This is a genomic window from Bradyrhizobium centrosematis, from assembly GCF_045571495.1.
GTDB classification, from domain to species: Bacteria; Pseudomonadota; Alphaproteobacteria; order Rhizobiales; family Xanthobacteraceae; genus Bradyrhizobium; species Bradyrhizobium centrosematis.
Genome location: NZ_CP120703.1, coordinates 7,516,013 through 7,532,939 on the forward strand (window position 1 = coordinate 7,516,013; position 16,927 = coordinate 7,532,939).

Annotated in this window: 13 protein-coding genes; 5 read left to right on the forward strand and 8 right to left on the reverse strand. The window is 64.8% G+C overall.

Going from position 1 to position 16,927, the window contains the following annotated elements:
* Nucleotides 1-32 precede the first annotated feature (32 nt).
* On the forward strand, nt 33-2,771 hold the full coding sequence (mutS, locus tag P6U31_RS35410; RefSeq protein WP_407186221.1) for a DNA mismatch repair protein MutS: 2,739 nt from the start codon (nt 33-35) through the stop codon (nt 2,769-2,771).
* 143 nt (nt 2,772-2,914) lie between these two features.
* On the opposite strand, the gene P6U31_RS35415 is transcribed toward mutS, so the two are convergent.
* The 6 genes from P6U31_RS35415 to P6U31_RS35440 all read right to left on the reverse strand — a co-directional run bounded on the left by P6U31_RS35415 (nt 2,915) and on the right by P6U31_RS35440 (nt 9,463).
* Nucleotides 2,915-4,591 (reverse strand): PAS domain-containing protein, encoded by a 1,677-nt coding sequence (locus P6U31_RS35415; RefSeq protein ID WP_407186222.1) that lies wholly within the window; start codon nt 4,589-4,591, stop codon nt 2,915-2,917.
* Between the two features lie 397 nt (nt 4,592-4,988).
* Nucleotides 4,989-5,798: a hypothetical protein gene (locus P6U31_RS35420; RefSeq protein WP_407186223.1), complete on the reverse strand. Its 810-nt coding sequence runs from the start codon at nt 5,796-5,798 to the stop codon at nt 4,989-4,991.
* Between the two features lie 258 nt (nt 5,799-6,056).
* On the reverse strand, nt 6,057-6,566 hold the full coding sequence (locus P6U31_RS35425; RefSeq protein ID WP_407186224.1) for an OsmC family protein: 510 nt from the start codon (nt 6,564-6,566) through the stop codon (nt 6,057-6,059).
* Nucleotides 6,567-6,621: 55 nt separating this feature from the next.
* Nucleotides 6,622-7,407 (reverse strand): ABC transporter ATP-binding protein, encoded by a 786-nt coding sequence (locus tag P6U31_RS35430; protein ID WP_407186225.1) that lies wholly within the window; start codon nt 7,405-7,407, stop codon nt 6,622-6,624.
* Between the two features lie 4 nt (nt 7,408-7,411).
* The gene (locus P6U31_RS35435) at nt 7,412-8,257 is read right to left on the reverse strand and encodes an ABC transporter permease (RefSeq protein WP_407190045.1); all 846 of its coding nucleotides are present in this window, start codon (nt 8,255-8,257) and stop codon (nt 7,412-7,414) included.
* A gap of 234 nt (nt 8,258-8,491) precedes the next feature.
* The gene (locus P6U31_RS35440; RefSeq protein WP_407186226.1) at nt 8,492-9,463 is read right to left on the reverse strand and encodes an aliphatic sulfonate ABC transporter substrate-binding protein; all 972 of its coding nucleotides are present in this window, start codon (nt 9,461-9,463) and stop codon (nt 8,492-8,494) included.
* A 188-nt stretch (nt 9,464-9,651) separates the two neighbouring features.
* On the opposite strand from P6U31_RS35440, the gene P6U31_RS35445 reads away from it, so the two are divergent.
* Entirely contained in the window at nt 9,652-12,441 is a 2,790-nt protein-coding gene (locus P6U31_RS35445) for a [protein-PII] uridylyltransferase (RefSeq protein ID WP_407186227.1), read from the forward strand.
* A gap of 4 nt (nt 12,442-12,445) precedes the next feature.
* Here the strand turns inward: P6U31_RS35445 and P6U31_RS35450 are convergent, their stop codons facing one another.
* Nucleotides 12,446-12,976: a methylated-DNA--[protein]-cysteine S-methyltransferase gene (locus P6U31_RS35450; RefSeq protein WP_407186228.1), complete on the reverse strand. Its 531-nt coding sequence runs from the start codon at nt 12,974-12,976 to the stop codon at nt 12,446-12,448.
* Nucleotides 12,977-13,074: 98 nt separating this feature from the next.
* Between P6U31_RS35450 and P6U31_RS35455 the strand changes: the two genes are divergently transcribed.
* The 3 genes from P6U31_RS35455 (at nt 13,075) to P6U31_RS35465 (ending at nt 16,296) form a co-directional block, all read left to right on the forward strand.
* Nucleotides 13,075-13,431 carry a DUF1304 domain-containing protein gene (locus P6U31_RS35455; protein WP_407190046.1) on the forward strand — a complete coding sequence of 119 codons (357 nt, stop codon included), beginning with the start codon at nt 13,075-13,077 and terminating at the stop codon, nt 13,429-13,431.
* A 162-nt stretch (nt 13,432-13,593) separates the two neighbouring features.
* A complete protein-coding gene (locus tag P6U31_RS35460; protein WP_407186229.1) occupies nt 13,594-14,820 on the forward strand; it encodes an ABC transporter substrate-binding protein in 1,227 nt (408 codons plus the stop codon).
* A 249-nt stretch (nt 14,821-15,069) separates the two neighbouring features.
* Nucleotides 15,070-16,296 carry an ABC transporter substrate-binding protein gene (locus P6U31_RS35465; RefSeq protein ID WP_407186230.1) on the forward strand — a complete coding sequence of 409 codons (1,227 nt, stop codon included), beginning with the start codon at nt 15,070-15,072 and terminating at the stop codon, nt 16,294-16,296.
* Between the two features lie 182 nt (nt 16,297-16,478).
* Here P6U31_RS35465 and P6U31_RS35470 read toward each other — a convergent pair whose 3' ends face one another.
* Entirely contained in the window at nt 16,479-16,904 is a 426-nt protein-coding gene (locus P6U31_RS35470) for a DUF1330 domain-containing protein (protein ID WP_407186231.1), read from the reverse strand.
* Nucleotides 16,905-16,927: the final 23 nt, after the last annotated feature.

A 16,927-nucleotide genomic window follows, 5' to 3' on the forward strand; every position in this document is an offset into this window, starting at 1 on the left:
CAGGTGCCGAAATTTTGTAGGTTGCGCCGCCCATGACCATGCAACAGCCGATATCCGTACCGCCCCCTGAGGAAGCGCCCGCACCGCCGGCGGAAGCCGCCGCGCGCGTCACCCCGATGATGGAACAGTACCTTGAGATCAAGGCGGCGCATCAGGGCCTGTTGCTGTTCTACCGGATGGGCGATTTCTACGAATTGTTCTTCGAGGACGCCGAGATCGCCTCCAAGACGCTCGGCATCGTCCTGACCAAGCGCGGCAAGCATCAGGGCGCCGACATTCCGATGTGCGGCGTGCCGGTCGAGCGCTCCGAGGATTATCTGCACCGCCTGATCTCGGCCGGCCATCGGGTCGCGGTCTGCGAGCAGACCGAGGATCCTGCCGCTGCGAAAGCGCGCGGCAACAAGAGCGTGGTCCGCCGCGGCGTGGTGCGGCTGGTCACGCCGGGCACGCTGACCGAGGATACGCTGCTCGACGCGCGTGCCAACAACTATCTGCTCGCGATCGCGCGGGCACGCTCATCCGCCGGCGGCGACCGCTTCGGTCTCGCCTGGATCGACATCTCGACCGCCGAATTCATGGTCACCGAATGTTCGGGCGGCGAGCTCGCCGCGACGCTGGCGCGCATCAATCCGAACGAGGCCATCGTCACCGACGCGCTCTATAACGACAGCGAGCTCGGACAGACCCTGCGCGAGCTGCCGGCCGTGACGCCGTTGACCCGCGACGTCTTTGACGGCGCCACCGCCGAGAAGCGCCTGTGCGACTACTTTGCCGTCGCGACCATGGACGGCCTCTCCCAGCTCACGCGCCTCGAGGCCACCGCCGCGGCCGCTGCGGTGACCTATGTCGACCGCACCCAGGTCGGCAAGCATCCGCCGCTGTCGCCGCCGACGCGCGAGGCCTCGGGCGCGACCATGGCGATTGACCCGGCGACGCGCGCCAATCTCGAGCTGACACGGACGCTGGCCGGCGAGCGCCGCGGCTCGCTCCTCGACGCGATCGACTGCACCGTGACGTCGGCGGGCTCGCGCCTGCTGGCGCAGCGCCTGGCGGCACCGCTGACGGACGCGCCGGCGATCGCGCGGCGGCTCGACGCGGTGAGCACCTTTGTTGCCGATTCCGCCGCGCGCGAGGACATCCGCAGCATCTTGCGCGGCGCGCCCGACATGTCGCGGGCGCTGGCCCGCCTCTCGGTCGGCCGCGGCGGCCCGCGCGATCTTGCAGGCCTCCGCGACGGCATCATCGCCGCCGACCAGGTGCTGGCGCGCCTTTCCGAGCTCGACCAGCCGCCGCAGGAGATCGCCGCAGTGATGGCGGCGCTGCAGCGACCATCACGCGAGCTCGCTGCCGAGCTGGCGACGGCACTCGACGAGCAGTTGCCGCTGATCAAGCGCGACGGCGGCTTCGTTCGCCAGGGCTATGAGCCGGCGCTGGACGAAGCGCGAAACCTGCGCGATGCGTCGCGCCTCGTGGTCGCCTCGATGCAGGCCCGCTACGCCGACCAAACCGGCGTCAAGGCCCTGAAGATCCGGCACAACAACGTGCTCGGCTATTTCGTCGAGGTCACCGCCCAGCACGGCGACAAGCTGATGTCGGCGCCGCTGAACGCCACCTTCATCCATCGCCAGACGCTGGCGGGCCAGGTGCGCTTCACGACATCTGAGCTCGGCGAGATCGAAGCCAAGATCGCAAATGCCGGCGACCGTGCCCTTGGGCTGGAGCTCGAGATTTTCGAACGGCTGTCGGCAAAGGCCATGGCGATCAGCGACGATCTGCGCGCCGCCGCTCACGCCTTCGCCTTGCTCGACGTCGCGACCTCGCTCGCAAAGCTCGCCGTCGACGATCATTACGTGCGGCCCGAGGTGGATGATTCCCTCAGCTTTGCGATCGAAGCCGGCCGCCATCCCGTGGTCGAGCAGGCCCTGAAGCGCAACGGCGAGCCGTTCATCGCCAATGCCTGCGATCTGTCGCCCAGCCCTGCGCAAAAGTCCGGCCAGCTCTGGCTGCTCACCGGTCCCAACATGGCCGGCAAATCGACCTTTCTGCGCCAGAATGCGCTCATTGCCTTGCTGGCTCAGATCGGCAGCTTCGTGCCGGCCACGCGCGCGCGGATCGGCATCGTCGACCGCCTGTTCTCGCGCGTCGGCGCCGCCGACGACCTCGCCCGCGGCCGCTCCACCTTCATGGTGGAGATGGTCGAGACCGCGGCGATCCTCAACCAGGCCGGCGAGCGCTCGCTCGTGATTTTGGACGAGATCGGCCGCGGCACCGCCACCTTCGACGGCCTCTCGATTGCATGGGCGGCGATCGAGCATCTGCACGAGAGCAACCGCTGCCGTACGCTGTTCGCGACGCATTATCACGAGCTGACAGCGCTCTCGGCCAAGCTGCCGCGGCTGTTCAACGCCACCGTGCGGGTGAAGGAGTGGCAGGGCAACGTCGTGTTCCTGCACGAGGTGCTGCCGGGCTCGGCCGACCGCTCCTACGGCATCCAGGTGGCAAAACTCGCCGGCCTGCCCCCCTCGGTGATCACGCGCGCCAAATCCGTGCTCTCCAAGCTGGAGGCCCAGGACCGCGGCCAGACCGCACGCGCGCTGGTCGACGATCTGCCGCTGTTCGCCGTGCCCTCGCGCGCCGCCACTGAAGCCGCGCCGCCGAGCGAGGCGGAGCTGTTGATGGAGGCCGTGAAGGCGCTGCACCCCGACGAGATGTCGCCGCGGGAGGCGCTCGATGCGCTCTACGCGCTGAAGGCCAAGCTGCCGAAGGCCTAGATGAGACTGTCATTCCGGGATGGTCCCAAGGACCAGACCTCAGGTGCGCAATTGCGCGCCGGGGAATCTCGAGATTCTCAAGCGCGCAATCGCGCGCCGTAGTTCGATGCTGCGCATCGCCCCGGAATAACTCTTGAGAAAGCCTACGCCCGTGCCGCGATTGCGGCCGCTTCCGCGGCGGCGCGCTGCATGCTGGTCGACATCTCGTTCGTCACCGTGCTCTGCTCCTCGACGGCGGCCGCAGTCGAGGTGACGTATTCGCTGACGTTGTTGATCGCCTGCTTGATCGAGCTGAGCGCGCTGACGACGTCGCCGGAGATGCCGTTGAGGCTGCCGATCTCCTGGCCGATCTTGTCGGTGGCCTGCTTGGCCTGGTTGGCGAGGCTCTTCACCTCGGAGGCAACCACGGCAAAGCCGCGGCCGGCTTCGCCGGCCCGGGCGGATTCGATCGTGGCGTTCAGCGCCAGGAGGTTGATCTGGCCGGTGATGCTGTTGATCATCTCGACGATGCCGCTCATCGACTGCGCCGCTTCGGTCAGGCGCTGCGCCTGCGCATCGGCTGCGGCGACCTGGTCCACCGCGCTCATCGCGGTCTCGCGGGATTTGGTCATCGCCTCGGAGATCTCGCGCACCGAAGCGTTCAGCTCCTCCGAGCCCGCCGCGACCGATTCCATCATGCCGCGCACGCGCTCGTTGCCCATCCGGACCAGCACCTGCCGCGTGGTGTCGGTGGCATATTTGACGACCTTGAACGGCTTGCCGTTGAGATCGAGGATCGGATTGTAGGACGCCTGGATGTAGACCTCCTTGCCGCCCTTGCCGATGCGCTTGTATTCGGCCGCCTGGTATTGGCCGCGGTTGAGTGCCGCCCAGAACTCGCGATAGGCCGCGCCGTCGCGCTCGCTGGGCTCGACGAACATGCTGTGGTGCTTGCCCTTGATCTCGGGCAGCGAATAGCCGAGCGCGTTCAGGAAATTGGCGTTCGCGGTGATGATCGTGCCGTCCATGTTGAATTCGATCACGGCCTGAGCCTTGTCGATCGCCGCGATCTGACCGGCGAGATCGGCATTTTTCAGCTTGTCCGCGGTGATGTCGGTCGCAAACTTGACGACGCCGTACGGCTTGCCAGCCTCGTCGAGCAGCGGATTGTAGGAAGCGAGAATCCACACCTCCTTGCCGCCCTTGCCAATGCGCTTGAACTCGCCAGCCTGATAGTCACCGCGGTTGAGTGCGGCCCAGAACTCGCGATAGGCCGCGCTGTTGCGATCGGCCTCGGCCACGAACAGGCTGTGATGTTTGCCCTCGATCTCGGCCAGCGAATAGCCGAGCGCTTTGCAGAAATTCTCGTTGGCGGTGACGACGGTGCCGTCGAGCTTGAACTCGATCACGGCCTGGGCGCGGCTGATGGCGGCGATCTTGGAGGCCTCCGTCATGGCACGGATCTTCTTGGCGGTGATGTCGGTCGCGATCTTCACCACCTTGACCGGCTTGCCGGCATCGTCGAGCACCGGATTGTAGGACGCCTCGATCCAGACGTCACGGCCGCCCTTGGCGATCCGCTTGAATTCGTCCGCCTGGGGCTCGCCGCGATTGAGCTTCGCCCAGAACGCCTGATACTCGGCACAGTCGCGCTGATCGGCGGGCACGAACATCGCGTGCTTCTTCCCCTTGATCTCGTCGAGGGAATAGCCGAGCGCTTTGAGGAAGTTCTGATTGGCGTTGAGGATCGTGCCGTCCATGGCGAACTCGATCATCGCCTGCGAACGGCCGATGGCCGCAAGCATTGCATCGACATCACCGCGGGACTTGCGACCAAACATCAGGAAATCTCGATCTCGAATTAAGCCGAAGGGGGATATGTCCCTCGGTGTCCAGGGAACAAAGCGTGCGGCCGTGGTGCCGTATTCCAAATCGGCGCCTCCCGCGGATCCGATGACTTGGATGCAGGTCCGTCAAATTCGTACGGACGACAACGGAAGCGAGTGCGCGCCTGCTTCTCTACGGGAAAAGCTCGAACAAAGTTCTAATTTTACCGACGGGAATTCGACGGGGGTGATCAGGGATGTCCGCGCGAGGAGCGCTGGAACTCGGCGCGCAAAGGCCCGACATGATGCTTCTCATTCAACGAGTTGAGAAAGGTGCCCGGTCACTTGATTGGCGCGAGCTGAACTTGCCGCATTTGGCTTTTGGCGACGCATGTCGCGCATATCCGTAGTCTCACGGCGTCGGCCGCGCCTTGCGCATCGCGCGCCGACCAATTCCCCACAGCGTCAAGTTCCAGATGACGCAGGTTGCGAGCGCGAGACACAAACCGGCGGCCGCGCCGAACGACACTACCGCCACGTGCAGAACAGCGATGGCCGCGCCGAACCCGAGCAGACCCCAGGCGGAGTTGGCGAGCACGGCGGCGGTCGGCGGGCCGCCGATGCGCGGATGCAGGATCACCATGATGCTGGTGAAAACCACGGGATAAAGCGCGATGATGCCGCTGATGCGCGGACCGACCCAGCCCGAGGTCGAAACGACGATGGCGACGAGCGTCGCCACCAGTGTCGCTCGCATCGGCACGTCGTACCAGCGGCGCGTCACCAGCGGCATTTTCACATGGCGATAGCCGGCCAGGAGCGGAATGCAGATGCCGAAGGCAATCAGGTTGGCGGCAAGCCCCGCCGTGAGCGACCAGTCGAACTGGCGGATGATCGATGCAAGCACGATCCACACCGCGACCGCGCTCCCACCGCTCACCAGAAGATTGTTCCGCTGCGCCAGCACGACATAGGTGAGGCACATGAAGATGGTCGCCGCATTGATCGGCAGGCTCGCCAGCGCACCCTGGGCGATGAAGGCGGCGTCATGGTCGATGGCGAGGAAGACGTAGGACGGACCGGCCGAGATCGGCAGGGTCGCGACCAGCGCGCCGATCACCGGGCCCGCGCGCTCGGTGATGATCGACGCCGTCACGACGAACGTCGCGGCGATCGTCATGCGCAGTAGCAGCAAGAGGATGAAGTGGAGGTCGAGGGACATTCTGTTCTTACCTTCCCCTGGAGGGAAAGGGCTATCGCATATGAGTGCGGTTGCTGTGGCGCATCCTTCGAGACACCCGCCTTTGGCGGGCCCTCAGGATGAGGACGGAGTCCGCGGCAGCACTTTCAACGGACACCGATACAAGTTCAGCCTCATCCCGAGGAGACCGCGAAGCGGGCGTCTCGAAGGAGAGGCGCTGGCTCGGGCCGCGCCACAAAGCCATATGCGATATCCCTGCCCTCCAGGGGAGGGTAAGGGTCACATCCGCTGCATCGACACCGAGACCTTCGGGCCGTTCTTGATGGTCTGGTAGACCACGCAATAGCGCTCGGTGAGCTTGAGCAGGAGATCGAGCTTGTCCTGCGGCGCCGGCGTGTCGACCTCGAAGCGCAGGCGGATCTCCGTGAAGCCGACCGGGGTCTCCTTGTCGACACCGAGCGTGCCGCGGAAATCGAGATCGCCCTCGGCATAGACGTTGCCGGTCTTCAAGGGCACCTCGATTGCGGTCGCGACCGACTTCAGCGTGACACCGGCGCAGGCGACCAGGGCTTCGAGCAGCATGTCGCCGGAGCAGAGCTCGAGACCAGAGCCGCCGGTTGCCGGATGCAGCCCTGCCATTGCGATGGCGCGGCCGGTCTCGACCTTGCAGGCGATGCCCTCACTGTCGGTGGAGCCCTTCGCTTTCAATGTGATCAGCGCGGTCTTGGGATCGGTCTTGTAGCGCTCCTTGATCGGAGCCTGCATCTGGCGCAGCTCTGCAGCGTCCATTTTCGTTCACTCCCGGAAAAATCGCTCCTCGATGTACCGGCTTGGCGGCTAATTGTCACCACCACATGGCCTGACCGGGACCCTGGGTTGCGTCACGGTCGGGCACGCTGCGGTCGAGCGACCGGTCGAGTGACGTCAGCACACTTCGCTTGAAATTCTCGAACAGCGGCGAATTGCGATCGCGCGGGCGTCCGAGATTGACCTCGATCTGGTCGAACAGCCGGCCCGGCCGCGGCCGCATGACCAGCACGCGGTCGGCCAGCACCACGGCCTCGTCGACGTCATGCGTGACGAGGATGAGCGTCGGCCGCGTGTCGGCCCAGAGATCGAGCAGATGATCCTGGAGATCCCTGCGGGTGAAGGCATCGAGCGCGGAGAACGGCTCGTCGAGCAGAAGCACCTCCGGCTGCGGCACCAGCGCGCGTGCGATCGCCACGCGCTGCGCCTGCCCGCCGGAGAGTTCGCGCGGCCAGGCCTGCGCCTTCTCAGTGAGCCCAACCCGCTCGAGCGCACGCGCCACCTTCTCGCGCCGCTCGGCGGCCGGCAGATCGGCAAGGCCAAAACCGATATTGTCGGCCACGCTGAGCCAGGGCAGGAGCCGCGGCTCCTGGAAGATGATGCCGATCTTGGCATGCGGCGAGGCGATCGCCTCATTGTCGAGCGTCACCGTGCCCGAGCTGGCGCGATCGAGCCCGGCGATGGCGCGCAGCAGCGTGGATTTGCCGCAGCCGGAACCGCCGATGATGGCGATGATCTCGCCTTGCCTGATCTCGGCGGAGAATCGCGCCAGCGCCTCGACGCCGTTGGGATAGGTCTTGCTGACCCGATCGAGCGCCAGCATGGCCTCAAGCTCCCTTCGCCTGGGAGAAGGCATCCTGCCAGCGCAGGAAGGGGGCGGCTGCGACCTCGATCAGCCAATCGGTGAGCTTGCCGAGGATGGCGAAGATCACGATAGCGGCCACGATCTGCGCGGGCTTGCCAAGCTGCTGGCCGTCGAGCAGCAGATAGCCGAGGCCTTCGGACGCGCCAATCAGCTCGGCCGCGACCACGAACATCCAGCCGAGGCCGAGACCGACCCGCAAGGACACGACATAGGCCGGCAGCACGGCGGGCAACAGGATGCGGCGGATCATCGCCGTGCCTGACAACCTGAAGGTCCGGCCGACCTCGACGATCTTGCGATCGACCGAGAGGATCGCCCCCATCACGCCGAGATAGACCGGGAAGAACACGCCGACCGCGATCAGCGCGACCTTCGAGGTTTCGAAGATGCCGAGCCAAAGGATGAACAGCGGCACCCAGGCCAGCGAGGGGATCGCGCGCAGCGCCTGCACGGTCGGGTCGAGCAGCCGGCGGGCAAGCGACCAATAGCCGGAGATGGCACCTAACAGCGTGCCCGCAGCTACGCCGAACGCGAAGCCGAGCGAGACACGCCACAGCGTCGCGGTGATATGGCGGACCAGCTCGCCGGAACGGGCGAGCTCGGTGATGGTGATAAAGATGCGAGACGGCGGCGGCACCAGGCGCCCGTTGGACCAACCGGACCAGACCACGAGCTCCCAGCCGAGCGCGAACGTCAGCGGCAGCAGCAGCCCCAGCATCGGCCGCGCATAGCGTGCGGCGCGCGAAGGCGCGGTGGCGCGTTCGGCGGGTTCCAAAGTTTGTTGCAGAACTGGCGCGTCGGAGATCATGGCCATTAGCAAGCGCGTCTGATCGGGGAAAGCAAGGGCACCTCTTACCCTCCCCTGGAGGGGGAGGGTCGGCTCATATTGAGCGCAGCGAAATATGAGACGGGGTGGGGTGACAGTCTCTCCATGGAGGCGGTGCCCGGGCGGAGAGATCACCCCACCCCGCTCGCGCTGCGCGCGATCGACCACGGGCGAGCTACGCTCGTCCCGGACCCCTCCAGGGGAGGGTGAAGACACTCAATTCGTCGGCAGCGGAACCTGGTCGTCGATCAGGGCATCGAGCGTCGCCTTGACGTCGACCTTGGCGTCGACGACGCCGGCCTGCTGCAGGGCGAGACCGGCGGCGAGGATCGACTCGCGCTGGGGCGCCCCGATACGGCTGTGGGTGAGCTCGGTGCGCTCCTTGAGCTGCTTGTCGACTACGGCCTCGGGCAGCTTCGTCACCGCGATGAAGGTCTTCTTCAGCTCGTCATAGTTCGCCAGCGAATATTTGCGCGCCTCCTCATAGACCGCGAGCACGCGGCGGGCGGCGTCCGGATAGTCCTTCAAGAACTGCTCGCGCACATTGAGGATGCCCCAGGTGTTGGCGTCGGCCTTGCGGTAGAACAGCTTTGCGCCCTCTTCCACCTCGGCCTGAGCCATCATCGGGTCGAGGCCGGCCCAGGCATCGACGTCACCGCGGATCAGCGCGGTCTTGCCGTCGGCGTGCTGGAGCAGCACCGGCGTGATGTCCTTTTCGGTGAGGCCGGCGCCGAGCAGCGCGCGCACCAGGAAGATGTGCGGATCGGTGCCGCGCGTCACCGCGACGCGCTTGCCCTTGAGATCGGCAACACTTGCGATCCTGGAGTCCTTACCCGTCACCAGCGCGGTCCATTCAGGGCGCGAATAGACGTAGATCGACTTGATCGGGTTGCCGTTGATCTTGGCCACCAGCGCCGCCGAGCCCGCGGTCGAGCCGAAGTCGATCGAGCCGGCGTTGAGGAATTCGAGCGCCTTGTTGGAGCCGGCCGACTGCACCCAGGTCACGGTGATACCGTCCTTGGCGAACTCCTTCTCCAGCAGCCCCTTCTGCTTCAGGACCATCGACACCGGATTGTAGGTCGCCCAGTCGATGCGGATTTCCTTGAGCGGATCCGCGGCCTTTGCCGCAGGGCTCAAAGCGAGTGCCACAGCTCCCGCCAGCAGGATGCGTCGTGAAATCTTGGTCATGCCCAGCCTCCTCGAAAACTTCATTGTTTTTCAATGAGTTATACTTGGAGGTCAACGAGAAAATCCGCCCTTCGAAAGCCGGTCGGCCGAGAACAGATTTGCCCAAAGCCACAGCTTTCGAGCATGGAACGACTATTGCCAGAGAATGGCGGGTGACAGCGCCTGCCACCTCTTATATCCGGTGAGGCATGGACAGCGTCGCGACTGAGCACAAGGCCGAGGTGGATGATCGTTTCGATACCGCGCGGATCACCGCCGCGGTCGATGCGCTTGCCGAAAAGCATCAGGGACGCGAGGACGCGTTCCGCACCGCCATGGCGCAATTGCTCAAGGCCGAGTTGATCGCGGCGCGCGCCGCGGCACAGGAAATCCTCTTGAAGGACCGCCACGGCCGTCGCTGCGCCGAGCGGCTATGTCACGTCCAGGACGAGATCATCCGCATCCTGTATTCGGCGGCGACCCGGCATCTCTACCGCTCGCCGATCCCGAGCGGCGCCGAGCGCATGGCGGTGGTCGCGACCGGCGGCTATGGCCGCGGCCTGATGGCGCCCGAGTCCGACATCGATCTGTTGTTCATCCTGCCTTACAAGCAGACCGCCTGGGGCGAGCAGGTCGCCGAAGCGATCCTGTATTGCCTCTGGGACATGGGGCTGAAGGTCGGCCACGCCACGCGATCGGTGGACGAGTCGATCCGGCAGGCACGCGGCGACATGACCATCCGCACCGCGATCCTGGAGACGCGCTTCCTCACCGGCGACAAGCCGCTCTATGACGAGCTGGTCGCGCGCTTCGACAAGGAGGTGGTGCAGGGCACCGCGTCGGAATTCGTCACCGCAAAGCTCGCCGAGCGCGAGGAGCGGCATCGTCGCGGCGGCCAGTCCCGCTACCTGGTCGAGCCCAACGTCAAGGACGGCAAGGGCGCCTTGCGCGACCTGCACACGCTGTTCTGGATCGCCAAATATGTCTACCGCGTGCGCGACACCAGCGAGCTGGTCGAGCGCGGCGTGTTCGATGCGCAGGAATACCGCACCTTCCGTCGCTGCGCCGATTTCCTCTGGTCGGTGCGCTGCAATCTGCATTTCTACTGCGGCCGCGCCGAGGAGCGCCTGTCCTTCGACCTTCAGCGCGAGATCGCGGTGCGGCTCGGCTACACCTCGCATCCCGGCATGCAGGACGTCGAGCGCTTCATGAAGCACTACTTCCTGGTCGCCAAGGAGGTCGGCAACCTCACCGCCATCCTCTGTGCCAAGCTCGAGGACCAGCAGGCCAAGCCCGCGCCGGTGCTGAGCCGGATGATGGCGCGGCTGCGGCCGACCGCAGTGAAGCGGCGCGTCCCCGACAGCGACGACTTCATCGTCGACAACAACCGCATCAATGTCGCCGCGCCCGACGTCTTCAAGCACGATCCGGTCAATCTGATCCGCATCTTCCGCCTCGCGCAGAAGAACAACCTCGCCTTCCATCCGGATGCGATGCGCGACGTGACGCGCTCGCTGGGCCTGATCAACGCGCAGCTTCGGGAAAATCCGGAGGCCAACCGGCTGTTCATGGAGATCCTGACCTCCAACGACGCCGAGACCGTGCTGCGGCGGATGAACGAGACCGGCGTGCTCGGCCATTTCATTCGTGCCTTCGGCAAGATCGTCTCGATGATGCAGTTCAACATGTATCATCACTACACCGTCGACGAGCACCTGATCCGCTGCATCGGCTTCCTGCAGGACATCGAGCGCGGCGGCGTCGAGGAGTTCGCGCTGGCGAGCGACCTGTTCCGCAAGATCCGGCCCGAGCATCGCGCGGTGATCTACATCGCGACGCTGTTGCATGACGTCGCCAAGGGCCGGCCGGAAGATCACTCGATCGCCGGCGCCAAGGTCGCGCGGCGGCTCTGCCCGCGACTCGGCTTCAGTCCTGCCGACACCGAGCTCGTGGCCTGGCTGATCGAGGAGCATCTCACGATGTCCACGGTCGCGCAGTCGCGCGATCTCTCGGATCGCAAGACCATCGAGAATTTCGCCGCGGTGGTGCAGTCGGTCGAGCAGATGAAGCTGCTGACGATCCTGACCACCGCCGATATCCGCGGCGTCGGTCCGGGCGTCTGGAACGGCTGGAAGGCGCAGCTCTTGCGCTCGCTCTATTATGAGACCGAGCCGGTGCTCACCGGCGGGTTCTCGGAGGTCGACCGGGGAAAACGGCTTGCCTCCGCCCAGGCCGAATTCCGCATGGCGTTCGCCGAATGGCCGGCGGACGAACTCGATGCCTATATCGGTCGGCACTATCCGGCCTACTGGCTCAAGGTCGAGCTGCCGCGCAAGATCCGCCACGCCCGCTTCGTCCGCTCCAGCGAGCAGGCCGGCCACAAGCTCGCGATCAATGTCGGCTTCGACGAGGTGCGCGGCGTCACCGAGCTGACGATCTTCGCGGCCGACCATCCCTGGCTGCTCTCGATCATCGCCGGTGCCTGCGCCTCGGCCGGCGCCAACATCGTCGACGCCCAGATCTACACCACCACCGACGGCCGCGCCCTCGACACGATATCGATCTCCCGGGAATACGACCGCGACGAAGACGAGGGACGGCGCGCCACCCGCATCGGCGAGATGATCGAGGACGTGCTGGAAGGCAAGCTGCGCCTGCCGGAGGTGGTGGCGCGGCGCACCGTGCGCAGCAAGGCGAAGCCCTTCGTGATCGAGCCGGAAGTGACCATCAACAACCAATGGTCCGACCGCTACACCGTGATCGAGGTCTCCGGGCTCGACCGCCCCGGCCTGCTCTACGAGCTGACCACGGCGATCTCGAAGCTCAATCTCAACATTGCGTCGGCCCATGTCGCGACCTTCGGCGAGCGCGCGCGCGACGTGTTCTACGTCACCGACCTCCTCGGCGCGCAGATCAACGCGCCGACACGTCAGGCCGCGATCAAGAGCGCGCTGACCCATGTGATGGCCGGCGACAAGGCGGTTCAGCCGGCGGCGTAAGGCTTTAGACCTCCACGCCCTCGTGCCGCAGCAGCCATGTCTTCCGCTCCAGCCCGCCGCCATATTTCACCAGCGAGCCGTCGGCGCCGATCAGCCGGTGGCATGGCAGCACCACGCTGATCGGGTTGGAGCCGTTGGCATGACCAACCGCACGAATGGCCTTCGGCATATCGATCTTCGCGGCCATCGCGCCATAGCTCATGGTGGTGCCCGCAGGGATCTGTGCGAGCGCAGTCCAGACCTTCTGCTGGAATGGCGTGCCGGCGATGCGCCATGCGATGGACGAGAGCTGACCGAGATCACCTTCGAAATAGCCTGACAGTGCCGTCCGCATGGGCGCGGGCGCAGGCCGGTCGCTGAGATCCACCGCGCCGTAGTGCAGACGCAGCAGCTCGCGCATGCGGTGCACGTAGTCTTCCCAGTCGAGTGCGCGCAAGGCGCCCTCGGCATCGGTGACGAGCAGCGCGATGCCGATCGGCGTCATCAGGCGATCGAGGCCGAAGCTCACGGATGGTTTGGTCGGTCGGCTGGCCATTGCGGCACCATTGCATCGAAACCCGCCATCGCACTTGCCACGCCGGCCATGCTAACGTCCACCCGAAAGCTGACGCTTTTGGGGGACTCTCCTTGATCCTGATCGCCAATGTCCTGGTGGCGCTGGTCGCTGCGCTGCACGTCTTCTTCCTGATCCTGGAGATGTTTCTTTGGGACAAGCCGCAGGGCCTGAAGGTGTTTCGCAACACGCCGGAGAAGGCTGAGATCACGAAGGTGCTGGCCGCCAATCAGGGCCTCTATAACGGCTTCCTCGCCGCCGGCCTGATCTGGGGTCTCGTCCACGCCAACCCGGCCTTCGCGCTCCAGATCAAGGCGTTCTTCCTGCTTTGCGTGATCGTCGCCGGCGCTTATGGCGCCGCGACCGTCAGCAGTCGGATCCTGATGGTACAGGCGCTGCCGGCGGCAGTCGCGCTGCTTGCGTTGTTCCTGGCCTGACGCGCCTGACCTTAAGACGCCCTGGCCTGAGACGCTACGGCGCAGCGCTGCAATCCTTGCGCGGCGGCGAGCCTTCCTCCACAATCTTCGGCAGCGATGGCGACCGTTGCAATCAACGGAAAAGACCGTCGGCCGATAATTCCGTCAGGAGGAACAACCCAGATGAGCAATCGCAGAGCCTTCCTAGCTGCCGCGGCGGCGCTCGCCGTCGCGTTCTCGGCGAGCCAAGCCCTCGCTCAGAAGAAATACGACACCGGAGCGAGCGACACCGAGATCAAGATCGGCCAGACCGTGCCGTTCTCCGGCCCCTATTCCGTCTACGCCAATATCGGCAAGACCCAGGCTGCCTACTTCAAGATGATCAACGATCAGGGCGGCATCAACGGCCGCAAGATCAACCTGATCCAATATGACGACGCCTATTCGCCGCCGAAGACGGTGGAGCAGGTGCGCAAGCTCGTCGAGGGCGACGAGGTGCTGTTCACATTCCAGCTGATCGGCACCGCCGCCAATGCCGCCGTGCAAAAATATCTCAACGGCAAGAAGGTGCCGCAGCTGCTGGCGTCGACCGGCGCGGCTCGCTTCAACGATCCGCAGAACTATCCCTGGACCATCGCCTACAATCCCAACTACGTGTCCGAGGGGCGCATCTACGCCAAATACATTCTCAAGGAACACCCGAACGCCAAGATCGGCGTGCTCTATCAGAACGACGACATGGGCCGCGATTATCTCGCCGGTCTCAAGAGCGGCCTCGGCGACAAGGCCGCCAGCATGATCGTCGGCGAGGTCTCCTACGAGGTCACCGACCCCACGGTGGATTCGCAGGTGGTGAAGCTGAAGTCGATGGGCGTCGACGTGTTCTTCGATGCCTCGACGCCGAAATTCGCGGCACAGGCGATCAAGAAGCTTGCCGACCTCGGCTGGTCGCCCGTGCACATTGTCGACATCAATGCGAGCCCGATCTCGGCGACGCTGAAGCCGGCCGGCCTCGACATCTCCAAGGGCATCATCTCGACCCAATATGGCAAGGAGCCCGGCGACCCGCAGTGGAAGGACGATCCCGGCGTGAAGGCCTTCTTCGCGTTCATGGACAAGTATTTCCCGGAAGGCGACAAGCTCAACACGGTCAACACCTATGCCTATTCGGTGGCGGAGCTGCTGGTGCAGGTGCTGAAGCAATGCGGCGACGATCTGACGCGTGAGAACATCATGAGGCAGGTCGCCAACATCAAGAACTTCACGCCGAGCTTCGCGCTGCCCGGCATCAAGATCAACACCGGGCCGAACGACTTCCGCGTCAACAAGCAGATGCAGATGATGAGGTTCAACGGCGAACGCTGGGAGCTGTTTGGACCGATCATCGAGGACACCGGACCGTCGGGCTAGAAGCCGAGTAGGTTGCGTTAGCTCGGCGGATGCGCGAAGTGCGATCCGCCGGGCGTAACCCGCGCCTCTCCCGCGTCCGCGGAGATGAACCGCGGCGGGTTACGCCTTCGTCTCTGCCACCCTACAAAGGATGGGCTCTGCCCACCTTGCGTCGCAGCAATCGTTCCTCCACACTCGGCTTCAGCGATGGCACCGGACGCGCAGTGCGCCCGCCAGACCGTCTGCAATAACAAACCGAGGAAATTGCGAATGAGGAATGGAATACTGCATTGGGCCACGGCAACTGCGCTGACCCTGGCGCTGTCGATCTCCGCGGCCAATGCCCAGAAAAAATACGATCCGGGCGCCAGCGACACCGAGATCAAGGTCGGCCAGACCATGCCATTTTCAGGACCGGCGTCGGCCTATTCGTCGATCGGCAAGACCCAGGCCGCCTATTTCAGGATGATCAACGACCAGGGCGGCGTCAACGGCCGCAAGATCAATCTGATTCAGTATGACGACGCCTATTCGCCGCCGAAGGCCGTCGAGCAGATCCGCAAGCTCGTCGAGAGCGACGAGGTGCTGCTGACCTTCCAGATCATCGGTACGCCGGTGAACGCAGCCGTTCAGAAATATCTCAACGCCAAGAAGGTGCCGCAGCTGTTCGCGGCGACCGGCGCCTCGAGGTTCACCGATCCGAAGAACTTCCCCTGGACGATGGGCTTCAACCCCAACTACTTCGTCGAGGGCCGCATCTACGGCCAGTACATCCTGAAGGAACATCCGAACGCCAAGATCGGCGTGCTCTATCAGAACGACGACCTCGGCAAGGACTATCTGAACGGCCTCAAGGCCGGCCTCGGCGACAAGGCCGCCAAGATGATCGTGACCGAGGCGTCCTACGAGGTGTCGGATCCCACCGTCGACTCGCAGGTCCTCAAGATCAAGGACGCCGGCGCCGATCTGTTCTTCAGCGCGACCACGCCGAAGCAGGCCGCGCAGGCGATCAAGAAGATCGCCGAGATGGGCTGGCATCCGGTGCAGATCGTCGACATCAACGCCACCTCGGTCGGCGCGGTGCTGAAGCCCGCCGGCCTTGATGCCGCCAAGGGCCTGATCAGCGTCAATTACGGCAAGGAACCGCTCGATCCGACCTGGAAGGACGATCCCGGCATGAAGCGCTATTTCGACTTCATGGCGAAGTACTATCCCGACGGCGACAAGGACTCGAACTTCAACACCTACGGCTACAGCACGGCGCAGCTGCTGGTGCATGTGCTGAAGCAGTGCGGCGACGACCTGACGCGCGAGAATGTCATGAAGCAGGCAGCCTCGCTGAAGGACGTCGTGAGCGACACCGCGCTGCCCGGCATCAAAGCCAACACCTCGCCGACCGACTATCGCGTCAACAAGCAGCTTCAGATGATGAAGTTCAACGGCGAGCGCTGGGAGCTGTTCGGCCCGATCCTGGAGGACGCAGGTCCGGCGGGTTAGTTTCCCTCGCTGTCACTCCGGGGCGACGCGACAGCATCGAACTATGGTGCGCAATTGCGCACCTGAGAATCTCGAGTGTCCGGGTTCGGCTCTTCGAGCCGTCCCGGAATGACTGAGCAAGAGGCCGTGGATGGCCGGGTCAAGCCCGGCCATGACGGCGGAGGGAGACGCGCCTTCAGCACTCAGTCCGGTATCTCTCCGAAATTCTTTCCCACCGGCAACACCGCGTGCCGAATCAGCCGGGAATCCTCCACCGCGGCCTGACGGTGCTTCACCGCCTCGCGGTAGACGGGATCGCGGATCATCTCGACGAAAGCAGCGACGCTCGGATACTCCGCGATGAAGCAATGGTCCCAGCGTTCGTCTTGCGGGCCGATCAGCATCAGCTCGAACCGGCCTTGCCAGACGATGCGGCCGCCGAGGCGTTCGAACACCGGGCCGCTCTCACGGCCATAGGCCGCATAGGCTTCCGCGCCGCTGGCCTTGCGTCCATCAGGATAGGCCGCTTCTTTCCGCAACCGCACCAGGTTGAGCATGTGGATCGGGCCGGGACGATCGTTCTCCCGGAACTGCGCGAAGATCTCCTTGGTCGGATCGATATGGCCCATGAGCGCTCCTCGTATGCTCCCTC